22 protein-coding genes are annotated in these 24,315 nt (G+C 67.5%); 13 read left to right on the top strand and 9 right to left on the bottom strand.

The annotated features are described in order from the left end of the window. Positions 1 to 43 precede the first annotated feature (43 nt). Complete coding sequence (locus EV646_RS28570; protein ID WP_132153992.1) at positions 44 to 1,183, top strand: D-alanyl-D-alanine carboxypeptidase family protein; 1,140 nt, start codon at positions 44 to 46, stop codon at positions 1,181 to 1,183. Here EV646_RS28570 and EV646_RS28565 read toward each other — a convergent pair. The 3 genes from EV646_RS28565 to trpS are packed head-to-tail and all read right to left on the bottom strand — an operon-like array spanning position 1,180 to position 3,905. Then, positions 1,180 to 2,289: a YihY/virulence factor BrkB family protein gene (locus EV646_RS28565; protein WP_132153990.1), complete on the bottom strand. Its 1,110-nt coding sequence runs from the start codon at positions 2,287 to 2,289 to the stop codon at positions 1,180 to 1,182. The two genes, EV646_RS28570 and EV646_RS28565, sit on opposite strands and share 4 nt — an antisense overlap. A 28-nt stretch (positions 2,290 to 2,317) precedes the next feature. Continuing rightward, positions 2,318 to 2,830 carry a 2'-5' RNA ligase family protein gene (locus EV646_RS28560; protein WP_132153988.1) on the bottom strand — a complete coding sequence of 171 codons (513 nt, stop codon included), beginning with the start codon at positions 2,828 to 2,830 and terminating at the stop codon, positions 2,318 to 2,320. 7 nt (positions 2,831 to 2,837) lie between these two features. Continuing rightward, positions 2,838 to 3,905, bottom strand: a complete 1,068-nt coding sequence (gene trpS, locus EV646_RS28555) for a tryptophan--tRNA ligase (protein ID WP_132153986.1) — start codon at positions 3,903 to 3,905, stop codon at positions 2,838 to 2,840. 234 nt (positions 3,906 to 4,139) lie between these two features. Here trpS and EV646_RS28550 point away from each other — a divergent pair, with 234 nt between their 5' ends. From EV646_RS28550 to EV646_RS28510, 9 genes are all read left to right on the top strand, one after another. After that, complete coding sequence (locus EV646_RS28550; protein WP_132153984.1) at positions 4,140 to 4,367, top strand: hypothetical protein; 228 nt, start codon at positions 4,140 to 4,142, stop codon at positions 4,365 to 4,367. A 48-nt stretch (positions 4,368 to 4,415) separates the two neighbouring features. After that, on the top strand, positions 4,416 to 5,774 hold the full coding sequence (locus EV646_RS28545; protein WP_199237245.1) for a glutamine synthetase family protein: 1,359 nt from the start codon (positions 4,416 to 4,418) through the stop codon (positions 5,772 to 5,774). After that, on the top strand, positions 5,755 to 6,474 hold the full coding sequence (locus EV646_RS28540) for a gamma-glutamyl-gamma-aminobutyrate hydrolase family protein (protein ID WP_132153982.1): 720 nt from the start codon (positions 5,755 to 5,757) through the stop codon (positions 6,472 to 6,474). Before EV646_RS28545 ends, EV646_RS28540 begins: the two co-directional genes overlap by 20 nt. A 115-nt stretch (positions 6,475 to 6,589) precedes the next feature. After that, positions 6,590 to 7,936 carry an aldehyde dehydrogenase family protein gene (locus EV646_RS28535; RefSeq protein ID WP_132153980.1) on the top strand — a complete coding sequence of 449 codons (1,347 nt, stop codon included), beginning with the start codon at positions 6,590 to 6,592 and terminating at the stop codon, positions 7,934 to 7,936. Next, positions 7,937 to 8,713: a 3-oxoacyl-ACP reductase gene (locus tag EV646_RS28530; RefSeq protein ID WP_132153978.1), complete on the top strand. Its 777-nt coding sequence runs from the start codon at positions 7,937 to 7,939 to the stop codon at positions 8,711 to 8,713. It begins immediately after the preceding gene. A gap of 9 nt (positions 8,714 to 8,722) precedes the next feature. Continuing rightward, positions 8,723 to 9,442, top strand: coding sequence for a FadR/GntR family transcriptional regulator (locus EV646_RS28525; RefSeq protein WP_132153976.1), 720 nt, complete (start codon positions 8,723 to 8,725; stop codon positions 9,440 to 9,442). A 139-nt stretch (positions 9,443 to 9,581) separates the two neighbouring features. After that, on the top strand, positions 9,582 to 11,117 hold the full coding sequence (locus tag EV646_RS28520) for an amino acid permease (protein ID WP_241996387.1): 1,536 nt from the start codon (positions 9,582 to 9,584) through the stop codon (positions 11,115 to 11,117). Positions 11,118 to 11,355: 238 nt separating this feature from the next. Further along, positions 11,356 to 14,112, top strand: a complete 2,757-nt coding sequence (locus EV646_RS28515) for a helix-turn-helix transcriptional regulator (protein WP_132153974.1) — start codon at positions 11,356 to 11,358, stop codon at positions 14,110 to 14,112. Positions 14,113 to 14,276: 164 nt separating this feature from the next. Continuing rightward, a complete protein-coding gene (locus tag EV646_RS28510) occupies positions 14,277 to 14,516 on the top strand; it encodes an SCO4848 family membrane protein (RefSeq protein ID WP_132153972.1) in 240 nt (79 codons plus the stop codon). Here EV646_RS28510 and EV646_RS28505 read toward each other — a convergent pair. Next, positions 14,488 to 15,279, bottom strand: a complete 792-nt coding sequence (locus tag EV646_RS28505; protein ID WP_241996386.1) for a helix-turn-helix transcriptional regulator — start codon at positions 15,277 to 15,279, stop codon at positions 14,488 to 14,490. The two genes, EV646_RS28510 and EV646_RS28505, sit on opposite strands and share 29 nt — an antisense overlap. 24 nt (positions 15,280 to 15,303) lie before the next feature. Between EV646_RS28505 and EV646_RS28500 the strand changes: the two genes are divergently transcribed. Then, positions 15,304 to 16,131: a M55 family metallopeptidase gene (locus EV646_RS28500; RefSeq protein ID WP_132153968.1), complete on the top strand. Its 828-nt coding sequence runs from the start codon at positions 15,304 to 15,306 to the stop codon at positions 16,129 to 16,131. A gap of 95 nt (positions 16,132 to 16,226) precedes the next feature. Next, positions 16,227 to 16,658 (top strand): DUF2000 domain-containing protein, encoded by a 432-nt coding sequence (locus EV646_RS28495; RefSeq protein ID WP_132153966.1) that lies wholly within the window; start codon positions 16,227 to 16,229, stop codon positions 16,656 to 16,658. A 55-nt stretch (positions 16,659 to 16,713) separates the two neighbouring features. On the opposite strand, the gene EV646_RS28490 is transcribed toward EV646_RS28495, so the two are convergent. The 4 genes from EV646_RS28490 to sdhC are packed head-to-tail and all read right to left on the bottom strand — an operon-like array spanning position 16,714 to position 20,047. Beyond that, positions 16,714 to 17,418 (bottom strand): succinate dehydrogenase iron-sulfur subunit, encoded by a 705-nt coding sequence (locus EV646_RS28490; protein WP_132153964.1) that lies wholly within the window; start codon positions 17,416 to 17,418, stop codon positions 16,714 to 16,716. Continuing rightward, positions 17,418 to 19,172 (bottom strand): succinate dehydrogenase flavoprotein subunit, encoded by a 1,755-nt coding sequence (sdhA, locus tag EV646_RS28485; protein ID WP_132153962.1) that lies wholly within the window; start codon positions 19,170 to 19,172, stop codon positions 17,418 to 17,420. The genes EV646_RS28490 and sdhA overlap by 1 nt, the downstream gene beginning before the upstream one ends. Positions 19,173 to 19,179: 7 nt before the next feature. Further along, complete coding sequence (locus tag EV646_RS28480; RefSeq protein ID WP_132153960.1) at positions 19,180 to 19,635, bottom strand: succinate dehydrogenase hydrophobic membrane anchor subunit; 456 nt, start codon at positions 19,633 to 19,635, stop codon at positions 19,180 to 19,182. A 34-nt stretch (positions 19,636 to 19,669) separates the two neighbouring features. After that, positions 19,670 to 20,047, bottom strand: coding sequence for a succinate dehydrogenase, cytochrome b556 subunit (gene sdhC / locus EV646_RS28475; protein ID WP_132153958.1), 378 nt, complete (start codon positions 20,045 to 20,047; stop codon positions 19,670 to 19,672). 337 nt (positions 20,048 to 20,384) lie between these two features. On the opposite strand from sdhC, the gene EV646_RS28470 reads away from it, so the two are divergent. Next, complete coding sequence (locus EV646_RS28470) at positions 20,385 to 21,200, top strand: MBL fold metallo-hydrolase (protein WP_132153956.1); 816 nt, start codon at positions 20,385 to 20,387, stop codon at positions 21,198 to 21,200. A gap of 40 nt (positions 21,201 to 21,240) precedes the next feature. On the opposite strand, the gene EV646_RS28465 is transcribed toward EV646_RS28470, so the two are convergent. Beyond that, entirely contained in the window at positions 21,241 to 24,306 is a 3,066-nt protein-coding gene (locus tag EV646_RS28465; RefSeq protein ID WP_132153954.1) for a choice-of-anchor D domain-containing protein, read from the bottom strand. Positions 24,307 to 24,315 lie beyond the last annotated feature (9 nt).

Here is a 24,315-nt window from a genome sequence, read left to right as displayed (position 1 = left end):
CCGAACGTGACGTGCAGAGGGGTGGCCGTCTAGAGTGCCGCCGATGCGTCTGCTTCTGACGGCCGCCGCAACCACCGCACTGGTGGTCGCCGGTCCTCTGACAGCTACCGCCGCCGGCCAGGGCCCACAAGGCCCGGTCGGCGGCGACCTGCTGACCACGAAGCCGACGGTTGTCGCCGACGGTGCGACACCGCCGGCGGTCCAGGCATCGGCGTACGTCGTTGCCGACATCGACACCGGCGAGGTGCTGGCTGCCAAGGCGCCGCACGCCAAGCTGCGGCCCGCCAGCACGCTCAAGACCCTCACGGCGCTGGTCCTGCTGCCGCGGCTCAACAAGAGCGACCCGGTGATCGGTACGGACGCCGACGCCGGCATCATCGGCAGCAAGGTCGGTGTGTACCCAGGTCTGCGCTACACCGTCGACCTGCTGTTCCAGGGCATGTTCCTGGCCTCCGGGAACGACGCGGTGCACGCGCTGTGCGCCCACGACCAGGGCGGCATCCCGGCGACCATTCAGCGCATGAACCAGAAGGCACAGGCGATCGGGGCGCTGGACACCCACGTCACCGATCCGACCGGCCTGGACGCCGACGGGCAGTACTCCAGCGCGTACGACCTGGCCCTGTTCGCGCAGGCCGGCCTAGCCCGGCCGGACTTCGCCAAGTACGCGTCGACGAAGTACACGAACTTCCCGAACGTCGGCAACAAGGGCACCTACCAGGTCGCGAACCAGAACAAGCTGCTGTTCAGCTACGACGGCGCACTGGGCGTCAAGACCGGCTACACGACGCTGGCCCGCAACACCTTCATCGGAGCGGCCCGCCGCAACGGGCACACGCTGGTGGTGACGATGATGAACGCACCGCACGGCATCACGGCGGACGCGAGCAACCTGCTCACCTGGACGTTCGACCACTACAGCGACCTGAAGCCCGTCGGCAACCTGGTCAAGCCCGCCGACCAGCCCAAGGCCGGTCCAGTGCCGGCAGAATCCAAGGAGAAGTCAGGGTCCGGTACGACGCATCCGCCCCGCAGCCGCACGGTCCTGAACCCGGGCCAGGCCGTGCAGTCCCTGGCACTCCGAGTACCGGCCTGGTTCTACGCGGCACCGCCCGTACTACTCCTCGGCCTGTTCCTCCGAAGACCACGTGCCCTGCGCAGCGGCAGCAAGCGGCGGCACTAGCGGCGGACGCTGCGAGCGGCTCTGGCGAGCTGCGCCGCGAGGACGGTCGCTGTAACACCGAGCAACGCCCCAGCAGCCACGGCAACGCTGTCCGCCTTGCGCTGCGGCACTGGGACCACCTTGTAGCGCTTGCCGGGCGGACCGGGCAGCAGAGGCTCATCCCCGGGCTCAGCTGCCCGTACGTCGGCCTTCTCACGCGTACGGGCGCCAACCTTCTGCGTGCGGGCGCCAGCCTTCTCACGCGTGCCGGCAGTGGCCTTCTCGCGCTCGTGAGCGTCGAGGGACGCCTCCTTCGTCCAGGCGGCGATGAGCATGATGGCGCGCGTCAGTACGTAGATCCACACCAGCAGCGCCAGCGGCAGCGCCAGAGCGCCGTACGCGGCGTTGGAGCCGATGACGTGGGTCACGTACAGGTTGCCGAGCTTCTGGGCGAGGTAGAACAGGATCCCGCCGGCCAGTGCGGCGATCAGCGCGACCTTGCGGGGCAGTTTGATCCGCGGCAGCGCCGTCTGCATGTAGAGGAAGAGGACCGCGCCCGAGGCGATGCCGATGACGGCGCTGGTCACGTCGAGGCCCCAGTTCGCCACCCAGGTGCCGTCCAGGTCGAGCCACCCGACGATGCGCTTCGACAGGCCGGTCATGACCGATGAGGAGGCCGTGGCGATCAGGCCGACCGCGCCCAGGCCGAGCATCGCCCCGAGATCGACCAGTTTCAGCACCACGATGTTGCCGGGCTGGTCGTCCAGTTCGTGCATGGACCGGATCGAGGCTCGCAGCGCGTCGACCCAGCCGAGACCGGTGAACAGCAGCGAGACGCCGGAGATCAGCCCGAGGGTGCCGGCGTGGCTGATCAGCGAGTCGATGTCGATCTTGTCGCCGATGCCGGGCAGGTTCTTCTGCAGGGCCTCCTTCAGCGCCTCGATCGCCGGGTCGCCCAGCAACGGGCCGATGATCGCCGCGGCCAGCACGATCAGCGGGAACAGCGACAGAAACCCGAAGAAGGTTGTCGCTCCCGCGAGCCGATTGCCCCGCCGGTCGCCGTACCGTTTCCACGCCCGCCAGACCTGGGTTCGCTTGAACCTGGCCCAGACCGCCTTGACCTTCATTTGTCTCCTGTACCCCGACGAAGGAGACCTAGCCTGCCAAGGGGAAGTCGCGTTGCGGGCGCCACACGCCGTCCGTGCCGTGTTCGTAGCGGCTGAAGAACTCCACGTCGAACGAGCAGTCGTACTCCGACAGGGCGTCGTACGCGCGGTCGAGCGCGACCTTGTCCAAGTCGTGCGCCACCGTGACATGCGGGTGGTACGGGAAGCGGAGCTCCACCTGCAGAGGGCCGGACCGGACTTGCGACTGCAGCACCTCACACGACGAGATGCCCTCGGCCAGTGGCACGAACACGACCGGCGAGATCGGCCGGAAGGTCGCCGTACCGCGTAGCCGGATCTTGAAGCTCGGGAACCGCGCGGCGACCTCGAGCAGGTGGTCGTCGATCACGCCGAGGTCGGCGTCGGCCACCTCGGTCGGCGGCAGCAGGGTCACGTGGGTGGGGATCGAGGAGGCCATCGGATCGCCGAACTCGGCCCGGTACTTCTGCAGCTCCGAGCCGTAGGGTTCCGCGATCGGGATCGCGACACCGATCGTCGCCATTCGGGCCCTACCGGCCAGACTCGATGAACATGGGCGGTGCGGCGATGAACCCGAGCCGGTCGTACACGCGTTGCAGGGTCGGCTCGGTCACCGCGCGGGCGCGCTCCGCCCCGCGGGCCAGGATCGCGTCCAGCGCGGCCTTGTCCTCCAGGTAGCCGAGCGTCTTCTCCCGGAACGGGGTGACGAACTCGACCACGACCTCGGCCAGGTCCTTCTTGAAGTCGCCGTACCCGCGACCGGCGTACTCGTCCTCCAGTTCGCTGATCTTGCGGCCGGTCAGGGCGGAGTAGATGGTCAGCAGGTTCGCCACGCCGGCCTTGTTCTCCGGGTCGAAGATCACGTCCCGGCCGGAGTCGGTGACGGCGGAGCGGATCTTCTTCGCGCTCACCTTGGGGTCGTCGAGCAGGTCGATGATGCCGGCCGGCGAGGAGCTGGACTTGCTCATCTTGGCGGTCGGGTCCTGCAGATCCGCGATCTTCGCGGTCTCCTTGACGATGTACGGCTCGGGCAGCCGGAAGGTCTTGCCGAACCGGTGGTTGAACCGCTGGGCCAGGTCGCGGGTCAGCTCCAGGTGCTGGCGCTGGTCCTCACCGACCGGGACCCGGTCGGCCTGGTAGATCAGGATGTCCGCCGCCTGCAGGATCGGGTAGGTGAACAGGCCGACGGTGGCCCGGTCGGCGCCGCCCTTGGCGGACTTGTCCTTGAACTGCGTCATCCGGCTGGCCTCGCCGAACCCGGTCAGGCAGCCGAGCACCCAGCCCAGCTGGGCGTGCTCGGGCACGTGCGACTGGACGAACAGCGTGGACCGCTCCGGGTCGATCCCGGCCGCGAGCAGCTGCGCGACCGACCGGCGGGTCCGCTCCCGCAGCGCCTTCGGGTCGTACTCCACCGTGATCGCGTGCAGATCGACCACGCAGTAGAACGCGTCGTGGTCGTCCTGCAGGGCCACCCACTGCCGCAACGCACCGAGGTAGTTGCCGAAGTGGAAGGAGTCCGCCGTCGGCTGGATCCCGGACAGCACCCGAGGGCGTCGCTGAGAACCGGCTGCGGAGGGGTCAGGCGCAGCAACAGACATGCCCCCGATTCTGCCAGCGCCCCGCAATCAACCCACACCGGGGCAGGCCCGCTCGGCGGCTGCGGAGGCGTACGGTCCCCGCAATCTCTTGTGGACCAGACCGGAATTCTGGTAAGCAGGCCTGGTCTGCTTCAAGTGCGCCGGGGGAGGCGCGGGGTCGGGGGCGGTCATGCCCTGTGGGCGGATCGGATCTGGTGTGCCGGGGTTCTTGCCATCGGCTACGTTCTGAAGATCATGCCGGTCGTGGGCCTGATAGCCGCCGTACTGGCTCTTCTGCTGGCGAGCAGGGGCGACTCACGGTTTCGATTGCGCCTGCTGATGGCACTGACCATCGCCGGCATCGCGGCCTTCACTCTGCTGTTCCTGGGGCGATCCCGGTACTTGCTCGGCGATGTTCCGGTTCTGATCGCGTTGGCGTTGACGGCCCTCCCGGCCCGCAAAGCGTTGACAGCGCAGGGGTAGGCTTGAGTCAATGGACTGGACGTAGACCAATAGACTCTGGGAGTTGCCGTGGCTGCTGGGAAGCTGAGTGTGCAGGAGTTGCGGGACTTGGTGGGCAGCGGCCAGATCGACACGGTGCTGGTGGCGATCACCGACATGCAGGGCCGCTTACAGGGAAAGCGGTGCGGTGCGCGGTACTTCCTGGAGGAGGTGCTCAAGCACGGCACCGAGGGCTGCAACTACCTGCTCGCGGTCGACGTCGACATGAACACCGTCGACGGCTACACCATGTCGTCGTGGGAACGCGGGTACGGCGACATGGTGATGGCGCCCGACCTCGACACGCTCCGGCTCATCCCGTGGCTCGAAGGTACGGCGATGGTGCTCTGCGACGTGGAGTGGCTCGACGGCGCTCCGGTGGTCGCGTCGCCGCGGCAGATCCTGCGGGCTCAGCTGGACCGGCTGGCCGAGCGCGGCATGAAGGCGTACGTCGGGACCGAGCTGGAGTTCATCGTCTTCGACGACACCTTCGAGTCCGCCTGGAACCAGCGGTACCGCGGCCTGACGCCGGCCAACCAGTACAACGTCGACTACTCGCTCCTCGGCACCGCCCGGATCGAGCCGCTGCTGCGCGACATCCGCAACGGTATGGAAGGCGCCGGCCTGTACGTCGAGTCCGCCAAGGGCGAGTGCAACCTCGGCCAGCACGAGATCGCGTTCCGGTACGACGAAGCGCTCGTCACCTGCGACAACCACTCGATCTACAAGACCGGTGCGAAGGAAATCGCCGCGAAGCACGGCAAGAGCCTGACCTTCATGGCGAAGTACGACGAACGCGAGGGCAACTCGTGTCACATCCACCTGAGCTTCCGGTCGACCGAGGGAGACGCCGTACTCGCCGGTGATCGCGACCATGGGTTCTCCGAGCTGATGGAACGGTTCATCGCCGGCCAGCTCGCCTGCCTGCCCGAGTTCACCTACCTGCTGGCGCCGAACATCAACTCCTACAAGCGATTCGTGAAGGGCAGCTTCGCGCCGACCGCGGTCGCGTGGGGCCTGGACAACCGCACCTGCTCGCTCCGGGTGGTCGGCCACGGTGAGTCGCTGCGAGTCGAGAACCGCCTGCCCGGCGGCGACGTGAACCCGTACCTCGCCGTCGCCGCGATCATCGCCTCCGGCCTCCACGGCATCGAGAACGAGCTGGAGCTCGAGCCGCTGCTCGAGGGCAACGCCTACGACTCCGACAAGGATCACGTGCCGACGACGTTGCGCGAGGCCGCAGCGCTGTTCACCGGCTCGAAGATCGCGCGGCAGGCGTTCGGCGACGAGATGGTCGACCACTACGGCAACGCCGCGCGGATCGAGCTCGACGCGTACGACGCCGCCGTCACCGACTGGGAGCTGGTCCGTGGTTTCGAGCGCCTCTAGACCTCGTATTGGCATCACGACGTACCTGGAACCGACGATCTGGGGTGTCTGGGAGCGTGACGCGGCGCTGCTGCCGCGCGTCTATCTGGATGCAGTGGTTGCGGCCGGAGGGGTGCCGCTACTGCTGCCGCCCGTAGGCACCGACACCTCGGTGCTCGAGGTGCTGGACGGTCTGGTGATCGCCGGCGGGTGTGATGTCGACCCGGCGGCGTACGACGCGGAGCCGCATCCGGAGACGGTCGCCACCAGGCCGGGTCGGGACGAGCACGAGACGATTCTGATCCGGGCGGCGCTCGACCTGGATCTCCCGCTGCTGGCGATCTGCCGCGGACTGCAGATGCTCAACGTCGCCCTGGGTGGGACGCTGCATCAGCACCTGCCGGAGGTGGTGACGCATGACGAGCATCGGCCGTCGCCGGCTGTGTTCGGCGTGACCGAAGTCAAGGTCGAACCGGGCACGCTCACCAGTCGCGTCATCGGCGACCGGGCGAGTGTGCACTGCTATCACCACCAGGCGATCGACGTCGTCGCGGCAACGCTGACCGTCACGGCCCGCGCGGGGGACGGGACCGTGGAGGCAGCGGAGGTCGACAGCCACGGTTTCGCCCTCGGCGTGCAGTGGCACCCGGAGGAGAACCCAGACGACCTGCGGCTCTTCACCGCACTGACCGATGCCGCTCTCAAAAGAAGGTCGAAATGACTGTGTTGAATGCCTCGCCTCCGGCTCGGGGGTCATGGGGCTTTGACTCCCGGCCTTCCCTCGTCACTCCGGTCGCTTCGCTCCCTCCGCTCCTCAGTCCAGGCCGGGAGGCCCCATGACCTACGACGTGATCAACCCGGCCACCGAGAAGGTCGTCCGGACGATCTCCTTGGCGTCCGAGCAAGAGGCGGACGAAGCTATTGCCAGGGCCTCGAAAGCCTTTGAAACTTGGCGAAACGTCACCCCGGCGGATCGCGGTCGGTTGCTGCGCCGGTTCGCCGACGCCGTCGACGCCGAGCTGGAGAACCTCGCCGCTCTGGAGGTCGAGAACGCCGGTCACACCATCGGCAATGCACGCTGGGAGGCAGGCAACGTCCGCGACGTCCTCAGCTACTACTCGGCTGCCCCGGAACGCCTGTTCGGCAAGCAGATTCCTGTTGCCGGCGGCATCGATGTGACCTTCCAGGAGCCGCTCGGTGTGGTCGGGGTGATCGTGCCGTGGAACTTCCCGATGCCCATCGCCGGCTGGGGTTTCGCGCCGGCGCTTGCCGCGGGCAACACCGTCGTACTGAAGCCTGCTGAGCTGACGCCGTTGACCGCTATCCGGCTTGGCGAACTGGCGCTTGAAGCCGGGTTGCCGCCGGGGGTGTTCGAGGTGGTACCGGGCAAGGGCTCGGTTGTCGGGCAGCGGTTCGTGACGCATCCCGCCGTACGGAAGGTGGTTTTCACCGGGTCGACCGCGGTTGGGAAGCAGATCATGGCCGGCTGTGCGGACCAGGTGAAGCGGGTGACGCTGGAGCTCGGCGGGAAGTCGGCCAACATCGTCTTCGCCGATGCGGATCTGCAGAAGGCCGCGGCCCAGGCGCCGTACGGCGTCTTCGACAATGCTGGGCAGGATTGCTGTGCGCGATCGCGGATCCTGGTCGAGCGATCGGCGTACGACCGGTTCCTGGAGTTGCTCGAGCCGGCGGTGAAGGGGTTTAAAGTCGGCGATCCGAGTGACCCGTCGACGGAGATGGGGCCGTTGATCTCCGCGGCTCAGCTCGAGCGCGTGGCGTCGTACGTCGAGAACCCCGCGTTTCAAGGGACTGCGCCGACCGGGCCTGGGTTCTGGTTCCCGCCGACCGTGCTGGCGCCGGCGAGCGAGCGGGCGGTGCGTGAGGAGATCTTCGGGCCGGTCGTCGCTGTGATCCCGTTCGACGACGAGGCCGACGCGCTGCGGATCGCGAACGACAGCGAGTACGGGCTGTCCGGCTCGATCTGGACCCGCGACGTCGGCCGCGCGCTGCGGGTCGGCCGCGGCGTCGAAGCGGGCAACCTGTCGGTCAACTCGAACTCGTCCGTCCGGTACTCGACGCCGTTCGGCGGCTACAAGCAGTCCGGGCTCGGCCGCGAGCTCGGCCCAGACGCGCTGGACGCGTTCACCGAGACCAAGAACATCTTCATCTCCACGGAGGACTGAATGGACGTCAAGGCTCAGCGGCTCGAGGGTCGCGTCGCGGTGGTGACCGGCGGCGCGAGCGGGATCGGTCTGGCCACGGTACGGCGATTGGCCGCGGAGGGCGCGCACGTCGTCATCGGTGACCTCGACCCCGCCGCCGGGAAGGCCGCGGCCGACGAGGCCGGCGGCCTGTTCGTCGCCACCGACGTCACCGATCAGGCGGCTGTGGAGAATCTCTTCCAGCAGGCCTTCGACACCTACGGCAGCGTGGACATCGCGTTCAACAACGCCGGCATCTCGCCGCCCGACGACAACTCGATCCTGGACACCGGTCTGGAGGCCTGGCGCAAGGTGCAGGAGGTCAACCTGACCTCGGTGTACCTGTGCTGCAAGGCCGCGATCCCTTACATGCAGCGGCAGGGCAAGGGCTCGATCATCAACACCGCGTCGTTCGTCGCGGTGATGGGTGCCGCCACGTCGCAGATCTCGTACTCCGCGTCGAAGGGCGGCGTACTGGCGATGAGCCGGGAACTCGGCGTCGAGTTCGCCCGGCAGGGGATCCGGGTCAACGCGCTCTGCCCGGGGCCGGTGAACACGCCGCTGCTGACCGAGCTGTTCGCCAAGGACCCGGAGCGGGCGCAGCGGCGGCTGGTGCACGTACCGATGGGCCGCTTCGGCGAACCGGAGGAGATCGCGGCCGCGGTCGCCTTCCTGGCCAGCGACGACTCGTCCTTCATCACCGCCAACACGTTCCTGGTCGACGGGGGAATCTCAGGCGCTTATGTGACCCCGCTCTAGTCTGTTCTCATGGTTGCCCAGGCAGATGATGCGTTGTTCCGGCCGGTCCGGACCGGGAACCCGTTCGAGGAAACGGTCGAGCGGTTGCTGCAGGCAATCAAGCTTGGGGTTGTCGTACCGGGTGACCGGTTGCCGGCCGAGCGCGACCTGGCGGCCCGGCTGAACGTCAGCCGGGTCACCCTGCGCGAGGCGATCCATGCACTGACCGAAGCCGGTTACGTCGAGTCTCGCCGCGGGCGGTACGGCGGTACGTTCGTCAACGAGCAGCTGCCGAAGCCACGCCGTGCGCCGGCCAGGAAGCTGGCTCGCGAACTGGGCAACGGGTTGGAGGATGCGCTCGTACTGCGTTCTGCCTTGGAGACGGGCGCCGCCGAAGCAGCCGCTTCCCGCTCGTTGAGCTCAGCTGAGCGGGAGCACTTGGAGCGTTGTCTTGCGGAGACTTCGGCCGCGTCGCTGACCGACTACCGCCGGCTGGACTCGCGGTTGCATCTGGCGATCGCGGAAGTCACGGGCTCGCCGTCGTTGACGTCTGCGATGGCCGACGTACGGATGCGTCTGAACGAGCTGCTGGACGCTATTCCCCTGCTGGAGCGCAACATCGAGCACTCCAATGAGCAACATCAAGCGATCGTCTCCGCGATCCTGGCCGATGATCCGATCGCGGCCCGGCAGGCGATGCAGGAACATCTTTCCGGCACGGCAGCTTTGCTCAGAGCCTTCTTGAGCTAATCGGCCTTGATACGGGTTCAGACCCCACTCGCTCCGTCTTTCCCTTGCTTTTTCGTTTCCCTTGACACGGGTTGAGGGTCATGCCTCAATTGTCCAAAGGTCTGCGGGGAGACCATTGCGGCGTACCTGAGGAGGCCACGTGAGCAAGGACGAGACTGTTGAACCCGCAGGCCTGACCGACGATGAGAAACGCCTGCATCAGCTGGGATATGCGCAGGAGTTGTCGCGGACGATGTCCGGGTTCTCCAACTTCGCGGTGTCGTTCACGATCATCTCGATCCTGTCCGGCTGCCTGACGCTGTACGGGTTCGGGATGAACACCGGCGGCCCGGTGATGATCGTCTGGGGCTGGCCGATCGTCGGCATCATGACGCTGTTCGTCGGTCTCGCGATGGCGGAGGTGTGCTCGAGCTACCCGACCGCGGGCGGGCTGTACTACTGGTCCGCCAAGCTCGCGCCCTCCAACGGCGCCGCCTGGTCCTGGTTCACCGGCTGGTTCAACTTCCTCGGCCAGGTCGCGGTGACCGCGGGGATCGACTTCGGCGCGGCCTTCTTCCTGAACGCGTTCCTGGACCTGCAGTTCGGCTTCAGTGCGACGCCCGGCCACACGATTCTGCTGTTCGGCGTGATCCTGCTGGTGCACGCGCTGCTGAACTCGCTCGGGGTGAAGCTGGTAGCGCGGCTCAACGACATCAGCGTGTGGTGGCACATCGTCGGCGTCCTGTTCATCGTCGGCGCGCTCGTCATCCTGCCGGACAAGCACCAGTCGGCCGGGTTCGTCTTCGGCCACTTCGTCAACAACACCGGCTGGGGTTCCACCTTCTACGTCGCCCTGCTCGGTCTGCTGCTGGCGCAGTACACCTTCACCGGGTACGACGCTTCCGCGCACATGACCGAGGAGACGCACGACGCGGCCCGGTCGGGTCCGCGCGGGATCGTGATGTCGATCCTGGTCTCGCTCGGCGCCGGCTGGGTGCTGCTGATCGGTCTCACGTTCGCGATCCAGAGCTACGACGGTGCGCTGGACAGCGAGAGCGGCGTACCGCCGGCGCAGATCTTCATCGACGCGGTCGGTTCGGTGATGGGCAAGGTCCTGCTGCTGGTGGTCATCGGGGCGCAATTGTTCTGCGGGATGTCGTCGGTGACGGCGAACTCGCGGATGATCTACGCGTTCTCCCGGGACGGCGCGCTGCCCGGGTCGCAGCTCTGGCACAAGATCAACGGCCGGACCCGGACGCCCACCAACGCGATCTGGCTCGCCGCGGGTGGTGCCTTCCTGCTCGGCCTGCCGTACCTGTGGAACGCGACGGCGTACGCCGCGGTGACCTCGATCGCGGTGATCGGGCTCTACATCGCCTACGTGCTGCCGACGCTGCTCCGGCTGCTGCAGGGCGACAACTTCCAGCCTGGTCCGTGGTCGCTGGGTCGCTGGAGCAAGCCGATCGGCATCATCGCGATCGCCTGGGTCGTCTTCATCACAGTGCTGTTCATGCTGCCGCAGGTCAGCCCGGTCAGTGCCTCCAGCTTCAACTACACCCCGATCGCCGTACTGGTCGTCCTCGGCTTCGCCGGCCTCTGGTGGCTGATCTCCGCCCGCCACTGGTTCAAGGGCCCCAAGGTGCAAGGCACCGAAGCGGAACTGGCCGCCATCGAACGAGACCTCGAATCCATCTAACTTTCAATCAGACTCGGCGGCTGAGTGCGTCTACTCGGCCGCCGAGTCGTGTTTTGTCCACAACCGACGTGGTCCATTGGTGCCCCGGCACCAGAGTGCCGCCGCGACTGCTCTGATCTGGGCAGCGACCGGTGACAGGATGGTGACGGGATGGTTTCCTCATGTGACACTCGCCGTGTCGGATGGTCGTTGACTGTGATAATCGGCGAAGGTAAACCTTCGAGGAGTATGTGTATCGATGACTGACGACGAGCTGGTCGGGCGCGCCGGGCTGGTCGAGCGTGCCATCAAGCAGCTCGAGACCAGCGGCAGCGTGCTGCTCTACGGCCCGACCGGCATCGGCAAGTCGGCTCTCGGTCGCGCCTTGGTCGCCGACCGCACTCGCGCCGGCTGCCGCGTCCTCAGCGCCGCGCCGTCCCAGAGCGAAGCCGGCCTCCCGTACGTCACCCTCCTCGACCTCCTGTCCAACCAGCTCGAGCTCGCCTGGCAGGTCCTTCCCGACCACCTCCGCCAGCCGCTGGAAGTGGCTCTGCTCAAAGCCAGCGCTCCCGACACCGTCCGGGACGAGCTGGCCGTCCGCCTCGCCGTACTGCACGTGCTGCGTCGCCTGGCCGCCAACGGCCCGGTCCTGCTCGTTGTGGACGACATCCAGTGGGTGGACCCGTCCAGCCTCGAGGTGCTGACCTTCTGCGCTCGCCGTCTGACCGACGGCGTCCACATGCTCGCCACGGAGCAGGTGGCAGACGGCGACCTCCCGGTGATGGCTGAGGCGTGCCCGGAGCCGGTGCTCCAGCTGGAGGTCCCGCCGCTCGCGGAGCCCGACGTACTCGGCCTGCTGCGCCAGCGTCTCTCCAGCCCGCTCCCAGTCCGTACGGCGAGGCGCATCTTCACCGCCAGCGCCGGCAACCCGTTCATGGCGCTGGAGCTAGGGCGGGCGGTGCTGCGTCACCCGCAAGGTGTCTCGCCCAACGACCCGCTGCCGGTGTCGAGCCGCCTCAAGACGCTGCTCGGCGACCGGCTGGCCGACCTCACTGCGGCCACCCATGAGCTCCTCCTGCACGCGGCGTCCTCGCCCCGCCCGACCACGACCCAGCTCGCGCAGTCGCTCGCCCGGCCGATCGAGGCCGAGCTTGCCGAAGCTGAGGAGCTCGGGCTGATCGACATCTCCTCCGAGCGGCTGCGTTTCACTCACCCACTCCTCCGGGAGTTCGTGTACGCCGAAGCGACCTCAGCGGCCCGACGTCAGGCGCACGCTCAGCTCGCCGCAGTCGTGGACGAGCCGGTCGAGAACGCGACACACCGCGCGCTCGCCACTCAAGAGGCCAACTCCGAGCTCGCCGTCACGATCGAGGAGGCTGCCGCCGTAGCAGCGGGCCGTGGAGCTCCAGGCGCGGCGGCGACTCTGTGGCGGCTGGCCGCCGAGCGTACGCCGATCAGCCTGCCCGACTGTCGGGCCCGTCGACTCACCCGGGCCGCCGACGACGCGGCCGCCGCCGGGCATCTGGCGGAATCCGCTGAGATGGCGCGTCTCGCCGTACAGGCTGCGACGACGCCGGAGACGAAGGTGCCGGCGCTGTTGCTGCTGGTGGATGCTGCCTGGCCCGACCGGGATCGCCGGGTGGAGCTGCTGGCCGAGGCGTTCGAGGCAGCGGTGGGGAACAAGCGGCTCGAGGCGCGGGTGCGGATCATGCGCAGCCACAGTGAGTACTTCGATCGCCGGCTGGACGAGGCGCAGGAAGACGCCCGGGTCGCGGAGGCGCTGGCCCGCGAGGGTGGCGACACCGAGGCGGTCGTGGACGCGCTGAGTGCGGCGAGTTCGGTGCAGATCGCGCGGGACGCCGAGCAGACTGCTGACGCGCTGCTGCAGGAGGCGGCTGAGCTGGCCCGCGACCTGCCGCTCACCAAGACCGTAGTGAACGCGCGGCAGATGGCGGCCATGCGGGAGCTGTTCCGCGGCCGGACCGCTGAGGCGATCACGGAGATCAGCGCGCTGGTGGATGAGGTGCGCGACCACGGTGCGATGCGCTGGCTGGCGTCCGTACTGATCTCTGCGACCGCGATCTACGAGCGCAGCGGCCGCGGTGCGGATGCACTCGCAGCCGGGCACGAGTGCTACCAGCTGATGCAGGACATCGGTGAAGAGGCCGAGGTCGGCATGGTGATCGCCAGCCGCGCGGAGTGGGCCGGCGGTACGGCGGCGATGGGACGGCAGCTGGCCGAGGCCGCGCTGGAGGGCGTCCGCCTGGTCGGGAACGACGAATGGACCGGTCCGGCGCTGGCCAGCCTTGGGCTGATCGGCGTACTGACAGGTGACCCGCAGCGTGCGGTGGAGGCGTTCGACGCGATCGCGGACTCGGGTGAGGCGGCAATGCCGTTCGACCCGGCAGTCATCCCCTGGCACGCGGACTATGCGGAGGCGCTGGTCGCGGCCGGCCGGCTGGACGACGCAGCTTCGTTGATCGCGGACATTCGGGCCCGTGCCGAGACGCTGGACCGCGCCGTGGTGCGGGTCGGGCTGGCGCGCTCCGAGGCGCTGCTGATCGCCAAGCAGGGCGATCCGGCCGCCGCGCTGGAGCTGCTGGAGAAGACGATCAGTACGGCGGGAGACCGCGTCTACCCGCTGGATCTGGCCCGCTGCGAACTCACCCGCGGCCGCGTCGCCCGGCAGGCACGCCGCCGCTCGGTCGCACGGACCGCCTTCCTGGACGCCATCGAGCAGTTCGAGGCGTACGGCGCTCCGGCGTGGCGCGAGGTGGCCGAGACGGAGCTGGCTCGGCTCGATGTGCCTAGTCGCAGCCGGCAGCCATCGGAGCTGACCGACAACGAGCTGCAGATCGTCGCCATGGTCCGCGACGGCTCCACCAACCGCGAGATCGCCGCCGCGCTGTACCTCAGCGTCAAGGCGGTCGAGTCCCAGCTGACCCGCCTCTACCGCCGCTTCGGCGTGGCCAACCGGACTCAGTTGTTGCGGATGGTCGACCGCCCGAACGGCTGAGCCCGTCCTGCGCAGGGAAACCCTTGTTGTGACCCGCCGGTAGGTTGCAATGCCTTGCTGTCCGGCGACCCATGGATAAGTCTCGAAGGGGTGAGCTCGCCCCTCGCCGGGGCGGCCGAGTGAGGCGCGGCCGCCCCGTTTCGCGCGGTTGGGACAATGTCGGGGTGAAACTCCAACGCAAGCACGCGCTCGTCCTGATCGGCATCGCGGTCTGGAACGTGGTCACCTACCTGCGCTTCATCAAGGCACTCGCGGACACCGAGGGGCGCCCGACCGGGTACTACGTCGCGCACACGATCCTGATCATCGTCAACCTGCTGATCGCCGCGGTGCTCGGCACGTGGGGTGTGCGCGCGTACAAAGCTGATCGTCAGCTCAGCGCCTCAGGAACCTCGCCGGAGTGACGCCGAGCATCCGGCGGAAGTGCCGGTTCAGGTGTGACTGGTCGTAGAACCCGGCCAGCGTCGCGACCTCGGCCGGCGGATGCCCGTCGAGCAAATACCGCCGGGCCAGATCCACACGTCGGCCGGTCAGATACCGGTGCGGCGGCATCCCGTACTCCCGGCTGAACGCGCGTACCAAATGAGCCGGATGCGCATGCACTAGCTTCGACGCCTCGTCCAGTGTGATCCCGGCCGGCACATGCCCATCCAGTACGTCGCGCAGGCGCGCAGCGAGGGTGGGGTCGCGGCGATCGGGCGGGTCGGTGACGTTCCGGCGCAGGTGCTGTCCGAGACGCTCCTCGATCAGTGTGAGTCTGCTCTGCGCCTCGAGGTCCTCCCGGCCGTCCAGCAGTACGCCGTGGAGCTGGTGGATGCGCCGGCGTAGTACGGGATCGACGTACTCGGGCTGATCCACGGCGGCGCCGATGAGGTTGTCTCCGAGGCGGTCAGGCGCGAGGTAGAGGACTCTCTTGCGGAAGCCCTCCGGCCGGACGGAGCGCCCGTCGTGCGGGACGTTGGGTGGCAGCAGCGAGACCTGCGCCTGCGCCAGCCCGTGCTCGCGGTGGTCGAGGTCGTAGCGGACCGCGCCCTCGTCGACGATCAGCACGGTCCAGGCGTCGTGCGTGTGGCTCGGGTACGCGTGGGACGGGAAGTACGCGTGCAGGACCTCGACGACCCCGCTCAGCCCGGGCCGCCACGCTCGGACCTGCGCATTGCCGCTCACGCTTAAGAACATACGCTGCTGGACGTGAAGATCTACATCAGCGCGGACATGGAGGGCATCACCGGCGTAGTCGACGCGGAGGACGTCCAGCCGCCGGGACGCGACTACGAGCGCGGCCGCGTCCTGATGACCGAGGACACGAACGCCGCCATCCGGGGTGCGTACGACGCTGGCGCGACCGCCGTACTGGTGAACGACGCGCATGGCCCGATGCGCAACCTCCTGCCGGAGCTGCTCGACCCACGCGCCACGCTGATCAAGGGCCGCCCGAAGCCTCTCGGCATGATGGAGGGGCTGACCAGCGAGTACGACGCTGCGTTGTGCATCGGCTATCACGCCCGCGCCGGCGTGCTCGGCGTGCTCAGCCATAGCTTCATGGGCCACGAGATCGAGGACATCTGGCTCGACGACCAGCTCACCGGCGAAATCGGGCTCTTCCACGCCGCAGCTCTTGCGTACGGCGTACCGGTCGCTCTCCTGACCGGCGACGACACGGCCTGCGCCGAGATGAAGGCCTGGGACCCGACGGTCGCCACCGTCCCCGTCAAATACGCCAAAGACCGCTTCGCCGCCGAACTGGTCCCAGTCGCCGAGGCCCAGGCCGCCATCGAAGCCACCGCCGCCTCAGCCCTCCGCAACCTCCCCAGCGTCACCCCACCACCCGCCGACCGCCGCCTGACCGTCCGTTGGCAGTCAGCCTCAGTCGCCTCCCACCTCACCGCCATCCCAGGCGTAACCCGCGACGACGACCGCACCACCACCGCCTCCGGCCCAATGCTCCACCTCTACCGCCTCTTCAACCTCTACCTCCGCGTAGCCACCGCAGTAACCACCAACCCGCCCTACTGCTAAACCGGGGACGCGCGAACAGGCGCCGGGCTCGGCAGCAGGCAGGGACGCTTAAAACGTACAAGCCGGTCGCCTCGCCGAGCGGGCAGAGTCGGGGTGTGGATGACGAGCTGGAACCGGTGCGGTTCGATACGAAGATTGCGGTGCTGCTGCGTGATGACCTGGCGACCTGGCAGCGGCTCAATGTGACGGCGTTTCTGGTGAGCGGGATCGCCGGGACGAAGCCGGAGGTGGTGGGGGAGGCGTATGAGGACGCGGACGGGCAGGCGTATCTGCCGATGTTCCGGCAACCCGTGCTGGTGTTCGAAGGCTCCAAGGAGTTCATGAGTACGGCGCACGAGCGGGCGCTCAAACGCGACCTCGAGCACGCGATCTTCACTCAAGACCTGTTTGCCACCGGCAACGACCGCGACAACCGGGCCGCCGTCAAGGCAGTGCCGACCGGCCAACTCGACCTGGTCGGCATCGCCCTCTACGGCCCGAAGAACGCCGTCGACAAGGTCCTCAAAGGCGCCCGGATGCACCCCTGAACAAGCGAACAGCCTCCGCCCATCGGGCAGAGGCTGTTCGCCGAAGTGGAGAATCTCAGACGCGGCGGAAGATCAGGGCTCGCTTTACTTCCTGGATGGCTTTGGTGACCTCGATGCCTCGGGGGCAGGCCTCGGTGCAGTTGAAGGTGGTGCGGCAGCGCCAGACGCCTTCCTTGTCGTTCAGGATTTCGAGGCGCTGCTCGGTGCCCTCGTCGCGGCTGTCGAAGATGAAGCGGTGGGCGCCGACGATCGCCTGCGGGCCGAAGTACTGGCCGTCGGACCAGAAGACTGGGCAGGACGTCGTACACGCGGCGCACAGGATGCACTTGGTGGTGTCGTCGAAGCGGTCGCGGTCGGCCTGCGACTGGATCCGCTCGCGAGTCGGCTCGTGGCCGGTGGTGACCAGGAATGGCATCACCGAGCGGTACGCGTCGAAGAACGGCTCCATGTCGACGACCAGGTCCTTGAGCACCGGCAAACCCTTGATGGGCTCGACGGTGATCTCCTTCTCCGGGTTCAGGTCCTTGATCAGCGTCTTGCAGGCGAGCCGGTTGCGGCCGTTGATGCGCATCGCGTCCGAGCCGCAGACGCCGTGTGCGCAGGATCGGCGGAACGTCAGCGTGCCGTCCTGCTCCCACTTGATCTTGTGCAGCGCGTCCAGCACCCGGTCGGTCGGTTCAAGGGAAACCGTGTACGTCTTCCACTCCGCCTCGCCGACGACCTCGGGGTTGTACCGGAGGATCTTGACGTGTGCGTCCATCAGTACTTGCGCTCCATCGGCTTGTAGCGGGTCTGCACGACCGGCTTGTAGTCCAGCCGGATGTTGACTGTCTCCTTACCGTCTTCGGCAACTGAGATTTCGCGGTACGCCATCGTGTGCCGCATGAAGTTGACGTCGTCGCGCTTGTCGTAGTCCTCCCGGAAGTGTCCGCCGCGGGACTCCTTGCGGGCCAGCGCGGACACCACCAGCACCTCGGCCAGGTCGATCAGGAAGCCGAGCTCGACGGCCTCGAGCAGGTCGGTGTTGAACCGCTTGCCCTTGTCCTGTACGCCGACCTGAGTGAACCGCTGCTTGAGCGCCTCGATGTCGACCAGCGCCTGCTTCAGCGAACCCTCGGTCCGGTACACCTGCGCGTTCAGGTCCATCGTCGCTTGCAGATCGGCCCGGATCGCGGCGATCCGCTCCTCGCCGGTGGAGTTGCGCAGTCCCTCGACCAGTTCGACGACGTACGCCTGAGGCTCGGAAGGCAGCTCCTCGAAGGCAGCCGTCTCGGCGTACTCGGCCGCGGCGATCCCGGCCCGCCGGCCGAACACGTTGATGTCGAGCAGCGAGTTCGTGCCGAGCCGGTTCGCGCCGTGCACCGAAACGCACGCGACCTCGCCCGCGGCGTAGAGCCCCGGGATCACGTCGTCGTTGTTGGCCAGCGCCTCGCCCTTGATGTTGGTCGGGATGCCGCCCATCGCGTAGTGCGCGGTCGGGAACACGGGGATCTGCTCGGTGTACGGCTCGACACCCAGATACGTACGCGCGAACTCCGTGATGTCCGGCAGTTTCGCGTCGATGTGCGCCGGCTCCAGGTGGGTCAGGTCGAGCATCACGTACGCGCCGTCCGGGCCGCAGCCGCGACCCTCGCGGACCTCGTTCGCCATCGCGCGGGCGACCATGTCCCGCGGCGCCAGGTCCTTCACGGTCGGGGCGTACCGCTCCATGAACCGTTCGTTGTCCTTGTTCCGCAGGATCCCGCCCTCGCCACGAGCGGCCTCCGACAGCAGTACGCCGAGACCCGCCAGGCCGGTCGGGTGGAACTGGAAGAACTCCATGTCCTCCAGCGGCAGGCCCTTGCGCCAGACGATGCCCATCCCGTCGCCGGTCAGCGTGTGCGCGTTGGACGTCGTACGGAAGACCTTGCCGAAGCCGCCGGAGGCGAACACGATCGACTTGGCCGAGAAGATGTGCAGCTCACCGGTGGCCAGCTCGTACGCGACCACGCCGGTGGCGCGACCGCCCACCATCAGCAGGTCGAGCACGTAGAACTCGTTGAAGAACTCCACGTTCTGCTTGATGCACTGCTGGTACAGCGTCTGCAGGATCATGTGGCCGGTCCGGTCCGCCGCGAAGCAGGATCGCCGTACGACGGCCTCGCCGTGGTTTCGGGTGTGCCCGCCGAAGAACCGCTGGTCGATCTTGCCCTCGGCGGTCCGGTTGAACGGCAGGCCCATCTTCTCCAGGTCGAGCACCGCGTCGACGGCCTCGCGGCACATCACCTCGGCCGCGTCCTGGTCGACCAGGAAGTCACCACCCTTGACCGTGTCGAAGGTGTGCCACTCCCAGTTGTCCTCCTCGACGTTGGCCAGCGCGGCGCACATGCCGCCCTGGGCCGCGCCGGTGTGCGACCGGGTCGGGTAGAGCTTCGTGAGTACGGCGGTACGCGTCCGCTTGCTGGACTCCAGCGCGGCCCGCATCCCGGCCCCACCCGCGCCGACAATCACTACGTCGTACTGGTGCTGTTGCATAACGTCCTTACTTACAGACCGACAGCGTGGAGCTGGGGTCGAGGCAGGGGTCGAACGTGAAGATGACCAGCGTGCCGAGCACCACGACGACGATCGACGCGGTGATCAGCAGGGCCTTCAGCCAGAACCGGGTCTGGTCCTTCTCGGCGTAGTCGTTGATGATCGTGCGCAGCCCGTTGGTGCCGTGCAGCATCGCCAGCCACAGCATCAGCAGATCCCAGACCTGCCACAGCGGGTTGGCCCACTTGCCGGCCACGAACGCGAAGTCGAGAGCGGTAATCCCGCCGCCGAGCATCAGGTTCACGAACAGGTGCCCGAGCACCAGTACGACGAGCGCGAGGCCGGACAGCCGCATGAACAGCCAGCTGTACAGCTCGAAGTTGGTCTGCCCGGACCGGTTCCGGCCGCCGCCCTTGAGGTTTCTCGACCGGCTGCTGGAGCGGGGAGCAGCGATTTCGCTCATCCGACCGGGGTGGTGGGGTGGGGAAGGCATCTGGCTAGCCTCCGAAGACGTGGGAGAGGTGCCGGATCACGAACGGCACGAACAGCACGACCCAAATCACGCCGACGCCGATCATCAGCTGCCGCTGGTAGCGCGGGCCCTTGGCCCAGAAGTCGACCAGGATGAGCCGGATGCCGTTGAACGCGTGGAACAGGATCGCGGCCACCAGACCGACCTCGAGCAGGCCGACGATCGGGTTCTTGTAGGTGCCGATCACCTCGTTGTAGGCCTCCGGGGAGACCCGCACCAGGGCGGTGTCCAGCACGTGCACCAGCAGGAAGAAGAAGATCCCCACGCCGGTGATCCGGTGCGCGACCCATGACCACATGCCCTCCCGGCCGCGGTACAGCGTGCCGGCTGGTTTGCTGGGCAAACCGATCCTCCGATCGGACTCACTAACCGAGAGCCGGTCTCCGCGGCGCGTCGGGGCGTGACCCTCGAGGGCGCCCGCGATCGGCTCGGCCCGGCGAAAACCAGGCCGACTCGATGCTAGTCCTGCCGATCGGCCCATTTTGTCCTGACAGGTGTGACATCGCTCTCGCGCGTGCCGGATCGGCCACAGCGGAACCCCGGCCGAAGTCGCCCTTCGGGCAGGCCGGCGAGTGGCCCTCGACGGTGGCCCGGCGGCGTTGTTGACTTCAACCGAGCTTGACATTCGAGACTGCCGAACGGCCCGGGAGTCGCCCGGGTCACAGCGAGGGGAGAACACGGTGAGTTTCTGGATCTGTGCGACCTGTGCGGTCGAGCACTCCGAAAAGGTCGACGTCTGCGCGATCTGCGCCGACGAGCGCCAGTGGGTACCCGCCGACGGCCAGCACTGGACCACACTCGAGGAGCTGGCCGCCGCCGGCACCACGGTCGCCATCGAGGAAGTGGAGCCCAGCCTGTACGGCGTCACGTCGAAGCCGCCGACCGGGATCGGCCAGCAGTCGATGCTGGTGCAGACGAGCGACGGCAACCTGCTCTGGGACCCGATCGGGTACGTCGACGACGACGCCGTACGGCGGATGCGCGAGCTCGGCGAGGTGGTCGCGATCATCGCCAGCCATCCACACATGTACGGCGTCCAGGTCGAGTGGAGCCACCGGCTCGGCGGCGTACCGGTCTACGTCTCGGAGGCGGACGCCGAGTGGGTCGCCCGGCAGGACCCGGTCATCCAGACCTGGTCGGGCAAACTCAACCCGCTACCCGGCGTGACACTGATCCAGCCGGGCGGTCACTTCCCCGGCAGCGCGGTCGTCCACTGGGCCGAAGGCGCCGGCGGCAAGGGCGTGATCCTGTCCGGCGACACCATCTTCGCCAACCCGGACCGCACCTCGGTCAGCTTCATGCGCAGCTACCCGAACCGCATCCCGCTCTCCGGCGCCGTCGTCGACCGCGTCGCCCGCTCCCTCGACCCCTTCGACTACGACCGCCTCTACAACAACTTCGGCGCCTCCATCCCGACCGACGCCAAAGCCGTAGTCCGCCGCTCCGCCGACCGCCACGCCGCCTGGACCCGAGGCGACTACGACCACCTGACCTGAGCCGTCGTACGTAGCGGCCCCGGCTTCGGGGCCGCTCTGGCTACGTCCGCCGTACGACGAGACCGTCGATCTGGACGAGCTTGCCCGTCGAACGGGTGGTGAAGGTGAGCGTGCCACTGAACAGGGCACTCTGCACCGGCAACGCGATCAACGCCTGCCGCTGGGTGGTGGTCGAGGCGAGGTTGACCGCCGTCAGGTACTTGCCACCGGCATAGACCGACACCATGCCACACGTCGGGCATTTGGTGGCGACGAGATAGAACCGCTTCCCCTGCACCGTTCGCGTCAGCGACTTCCCGTACGCCGCCGTCTGCGTAGCCGTCCCGGCATAGAACGCCGACCACGAAGCCCTCGTCCACCCGGTCGTCGCCGTAGTCATCGCCCGGTCATCCAACGGCCGCCCAAAACACCGCTCCGCACTCCACGCCCCGACGTTCCCGAACTTGTCCTTAGCCCGAACCGAAACGCAGTACTCATACCCCGCGGCCACACTCAAACTCATCGACGTCGCAGTCGTGCCCGTCCACGGCTGCACATACGCCCCGAATCCACTGAGATACGACGCCTTCCGATACCGCACGTCGTACGACGCCACACCACTCGAATCCGTCGCCGCCACCTGAATACTCGCCGTACCAGCGGCCGACGCCTGATAAGTCGGCCCCACGACCCGCGACACCGGCCCAGTCGCGTCGACTGTGAACGTGCGCGTGGCGACAACCCTGCGCCCGCCAGGCTCGGTGGCGCTCACCTGAAGCGTGTGCGTCCCTGATGAAGTGACTGTGGTGGTCACCGGACTCTCACAGGAGGACAACCATCGGGCGGAGTCGAGGACGCATGTGAACGTGGTACCGGGCAGCAAGGCCGAGCTGTCGTAGGCGATCGAGATCTGAGGACCCATCACCGCCGCAGTCGGCTTGATCACCAATCCAAGGCGCTGCCAGGCCACATCGAACACCGGCTGCGTGCTGCTGGGCCAGACGGTGACCGGCAGCTGATCCTTCATATCGCCGTCGGAGCCGACCGAGATTCTGGAGAGCTGACCGTTCGAGGCCAGTGCAAGCAGCTGACCGCCGTCCGGCGCCCAGCTGATCGACTTGATCGAACTACTGAAGGTCACATTTGAAAGGTGGGTAGTCGTAACGGAGTCGATGAGAGAGAGACCGACGCCACCGGCCAGCGCGATGTGGCGCCCATCGGGTGAGGCGGCGACCGGATCGCCCTGTCGCGCCGTCACGTTGAACGACTTGACCGGGGCGCCGCCGGGTTTCGCCTCGATGCGGACGAGATCGGGGTGGGTGCCTTCGACCCGGCCATCGATCACCATCAGCGTCCGGGCATCCGGCATCCAGCTTGGACTGGTGACGTCACAAGCGATCTGCTCGGGCGTGCCGCCGGACGACGAGATGACGTACACACACGGCAAGTCGAGATCACCCTCGACGCCCGGCGCCTCGACGGCGATCCGCGATCCGTCCGGAGACCAGGAAAGACGGGTGATGCCCATCCAGGATGTCCACAACTTCACGGGGGTGCCGAGTCCGCTTGGCTCCACCTTGCGAATCCACAAGCTGCGGTCGCTGCCGCCGGTCGCGTAGGCCAGCGTTCGCCCGTCGGGTGAACTCGCGACGGCCTGTTTCGGAGTCACCGAGTCAAGCTCGTAGGGAAGCGGCACAACTTGACCGAGCGGGTCCGCCGCCATCAGTTCACGCTTTGTTGGCTCACCGCCGATGACCGCGATCTGCTCGGTTGCTCGGGCCGCCTTGCCGCGTGCGCCCGTCGGCCCTTCGCCGACATCGTTGACCACGGAGACGGCGTACTCGATGCCGGCTTTCGGGTTCGAATCCGCGACAGTGACGAAGCCGCTCGTTCGGTTGGTGGTCACCCACTGCGTTGTTTCGACGCCATCCACGTACCTGTGCAGGAAGTAGCCCCGTACCGGTGTACCTCCTGCGGACGCCAGGGCAGCCCAGCGGACAGTGTTGCCGGTGAAGGTCGGGGAGACGAAGACACCGAGCGCCTCGGGTAGGGATGTGCCTGTCGCGCTGTAGAAGACGGTGTGCCAGCCTCTCGAGGTCGAGTCGCCGATCACTAGCTTGGCCCTCGACAGCCCGATGAAGTTCGGCGCGAAGGTCATCTTCACCGTGCAGCTTGCTGCGACCGGCAGAACCGCGGGACAGTCGTTCGAGCTGATCTTCCAGGCCCAGTAGGCGCCCGAGCTGATGCTGAAACGTTCGAGTTCCACGGGCTCGGTTCCAACGTTTTTCACGGTGATTGGAGCCGGCGCCGATGTCGTGCCGCTCCTGACCTGGCCCACTGCCACTTCGTGAGGGGTGACGGACAGTGCCTGGTAGGCCTTCGTGCTCTTGATCCTGATCTCGACACCCAGTCCCGACTCGATGCCGGCGCAGGTCCATCCCTGGAACGACGCGGCCATCGTCTCGACCTGGAGATCCGAGGTGTACGCGAGCTCAGTGACAGACATGCGCCCGCTGGTCGTGCAGTTGCGATCGCCCTGGGTCAGCTCGACCTGCGTCTGCGTCAGGTTGTAGGTGCCAGGACCGGGAAAGAACGCCGGAATCCTGAGCTTGATCGCGCCGGCAGAGAGAATGCGGGATCCTCCGGTGGGCGCCGATACTGTCACCGGGCCGACGATCTCGTCCTGGAGCCACGTGGCCCCATCGCCGCGGTCCGCGTCGGTCATCAGTACGTCGACGTCTCCGACTTCCGGAGCTTGAGCGGCACGGGATGCGGTCACCGGCGCGCTGGTGGCGCCCTCGCTGTCGGAAGACTGCGCGACGACGCGGTAGTCCGCGGTTGTGCCGGCGGGGATCGATTCGTCTATCCAGTTGGTTGCTGAGGGCGCCAGGGCGCCGCTTATGTCCTGCCATTCGGAGGCGTCCTGCTTGCGTTCCACGCGGTAGCCGGATGCGTCGACGGCGTCCCAGACGACGCCGATGCCCTGGCGGGTCGGGAAGACCTGAGCGACCGGGGCGGCAACAGCCTCGTCGCCGAAGGCGGCGTGGGCCAGGAACGGCACCGTAATGGCGGCGAGAGCAGCGGCCAGGGCATAGCGGAAGAGGACAGACGTACGGGCGCGGCGCATCGAATCTCC

This window comes from Kribbella antiqua (assembly GCF_004345665.1).
Classification (GTDB): domain Bacteria; phylum Actinomycetota; class Actinomycetes; order Propionibacteriales; family Kribbellaceae; genus Kribbella; species Kribbella antiqua.
The sequence above is the reverse complement of the archived record's forward strand: the minus strand, read 5'-3'. Positions and strand labels throughout refer to the sequence as shown.

What these genes read in the sequence shown, in the direction of transcription:
- EV646_RS28480 (WP_132153960.1), bottom strand. Translation starts at nt 19,635, where the DNA reads ATGAGCGAAATCGCTGCTCCCCGCTCCAGCAGCCGGTCGAGAAACCTC.
- EV646_RS28560 (WP_132153988.1), bottom strand. Translation starts at nt 2,830, where the DNA reads ATGGCGACGATCGGTGTCGCGATCCCGATCGCGGAACCCTACGGCTCG.
- EV646_RS28535 (WP_132153980.1), top strand. Translation starts at nt 6,590, where the DNA reads ATGACCTACGACGTGATCAACCCGGCCACCGAGAAGGTCGTCCGGACG.
- trpS (WP_132153986.1), bottom strand. Translation starts at nt 3,905, where the DNA reads ATGTCTGTTGCTGCGCCTGACCCCTCCGCAGCCGGTTCTCAGCGACGC.
- EV646_RS28525 (WP_132153976.1), top strand. Translation starts at nt 8,723, where the DNA reads ATGGTTGCCCAGGCAGATGATGCGTTGTTCCGGCCGGTCCGGACCGGG.
- EV646_RS28490 (WP_132153964.1), bottom strand. Translation starts at nt 17,418, where the DNA reads ATGGACGCACACGTCAAGATCCTCCGGTACAACCCCGAGGTCGTCGGC.
- sdhA (WP_132153962.1), bottom strand. Translation starts at nt 19,172, where the DNA reads ATGCAACAGCACCAGTACGACGTAGTGATTGTCGGCGCGGGTGGGGCC.
- EV646_RS28515 (WP_132153974.1), top strand. Translation starts at nt 11,356, where the DNA reads ATGACTGACGACGAGCTGGTCGGGCGCGCCGGGCTGGTCGAGCGTGCC.
- EV646_RS28565 (WP_132153990.1), bottom strand. Translation starts at nt 2,289, where the DNA reads ATGAAGGTCAAGGCGGTCTGGGCCAGGTTCAAGCGAACCCAGGTCTGG.
- EV646_RS28530 (WP_132153978.1), top strand. Translation starts at nt 7,937, where the DNA reads ATGGACGTCAAGGCTCAGCGGCTCGAGGGTCGCGTCGCGGTGGTGACC.
- EV646_RS28570 (WP_132153992.1), top strand. Translation starts at nt 44, where the DNA reads ATGCGTCTGCTTCTGACGGCCGCCGCAACCACCGCACTGGTGGTCGCC.
- EV646_RS28550 (WP_132153984.1), top strand. Translation starts at nt 4,140, where the DNA reads ATGCCGGTCGTGGGCCTGATAGCCGCCGTACTGGCTCTTCTGCTGGCG.
- EV646_RS28465 (WP_132153954.1), bottom strand. Translation starts at nt 24,306, where the DNA reads ATGCGCCGCGCCCGTACGTCTGTCCTCTTCCGCTATGCCCTGGCCGCT.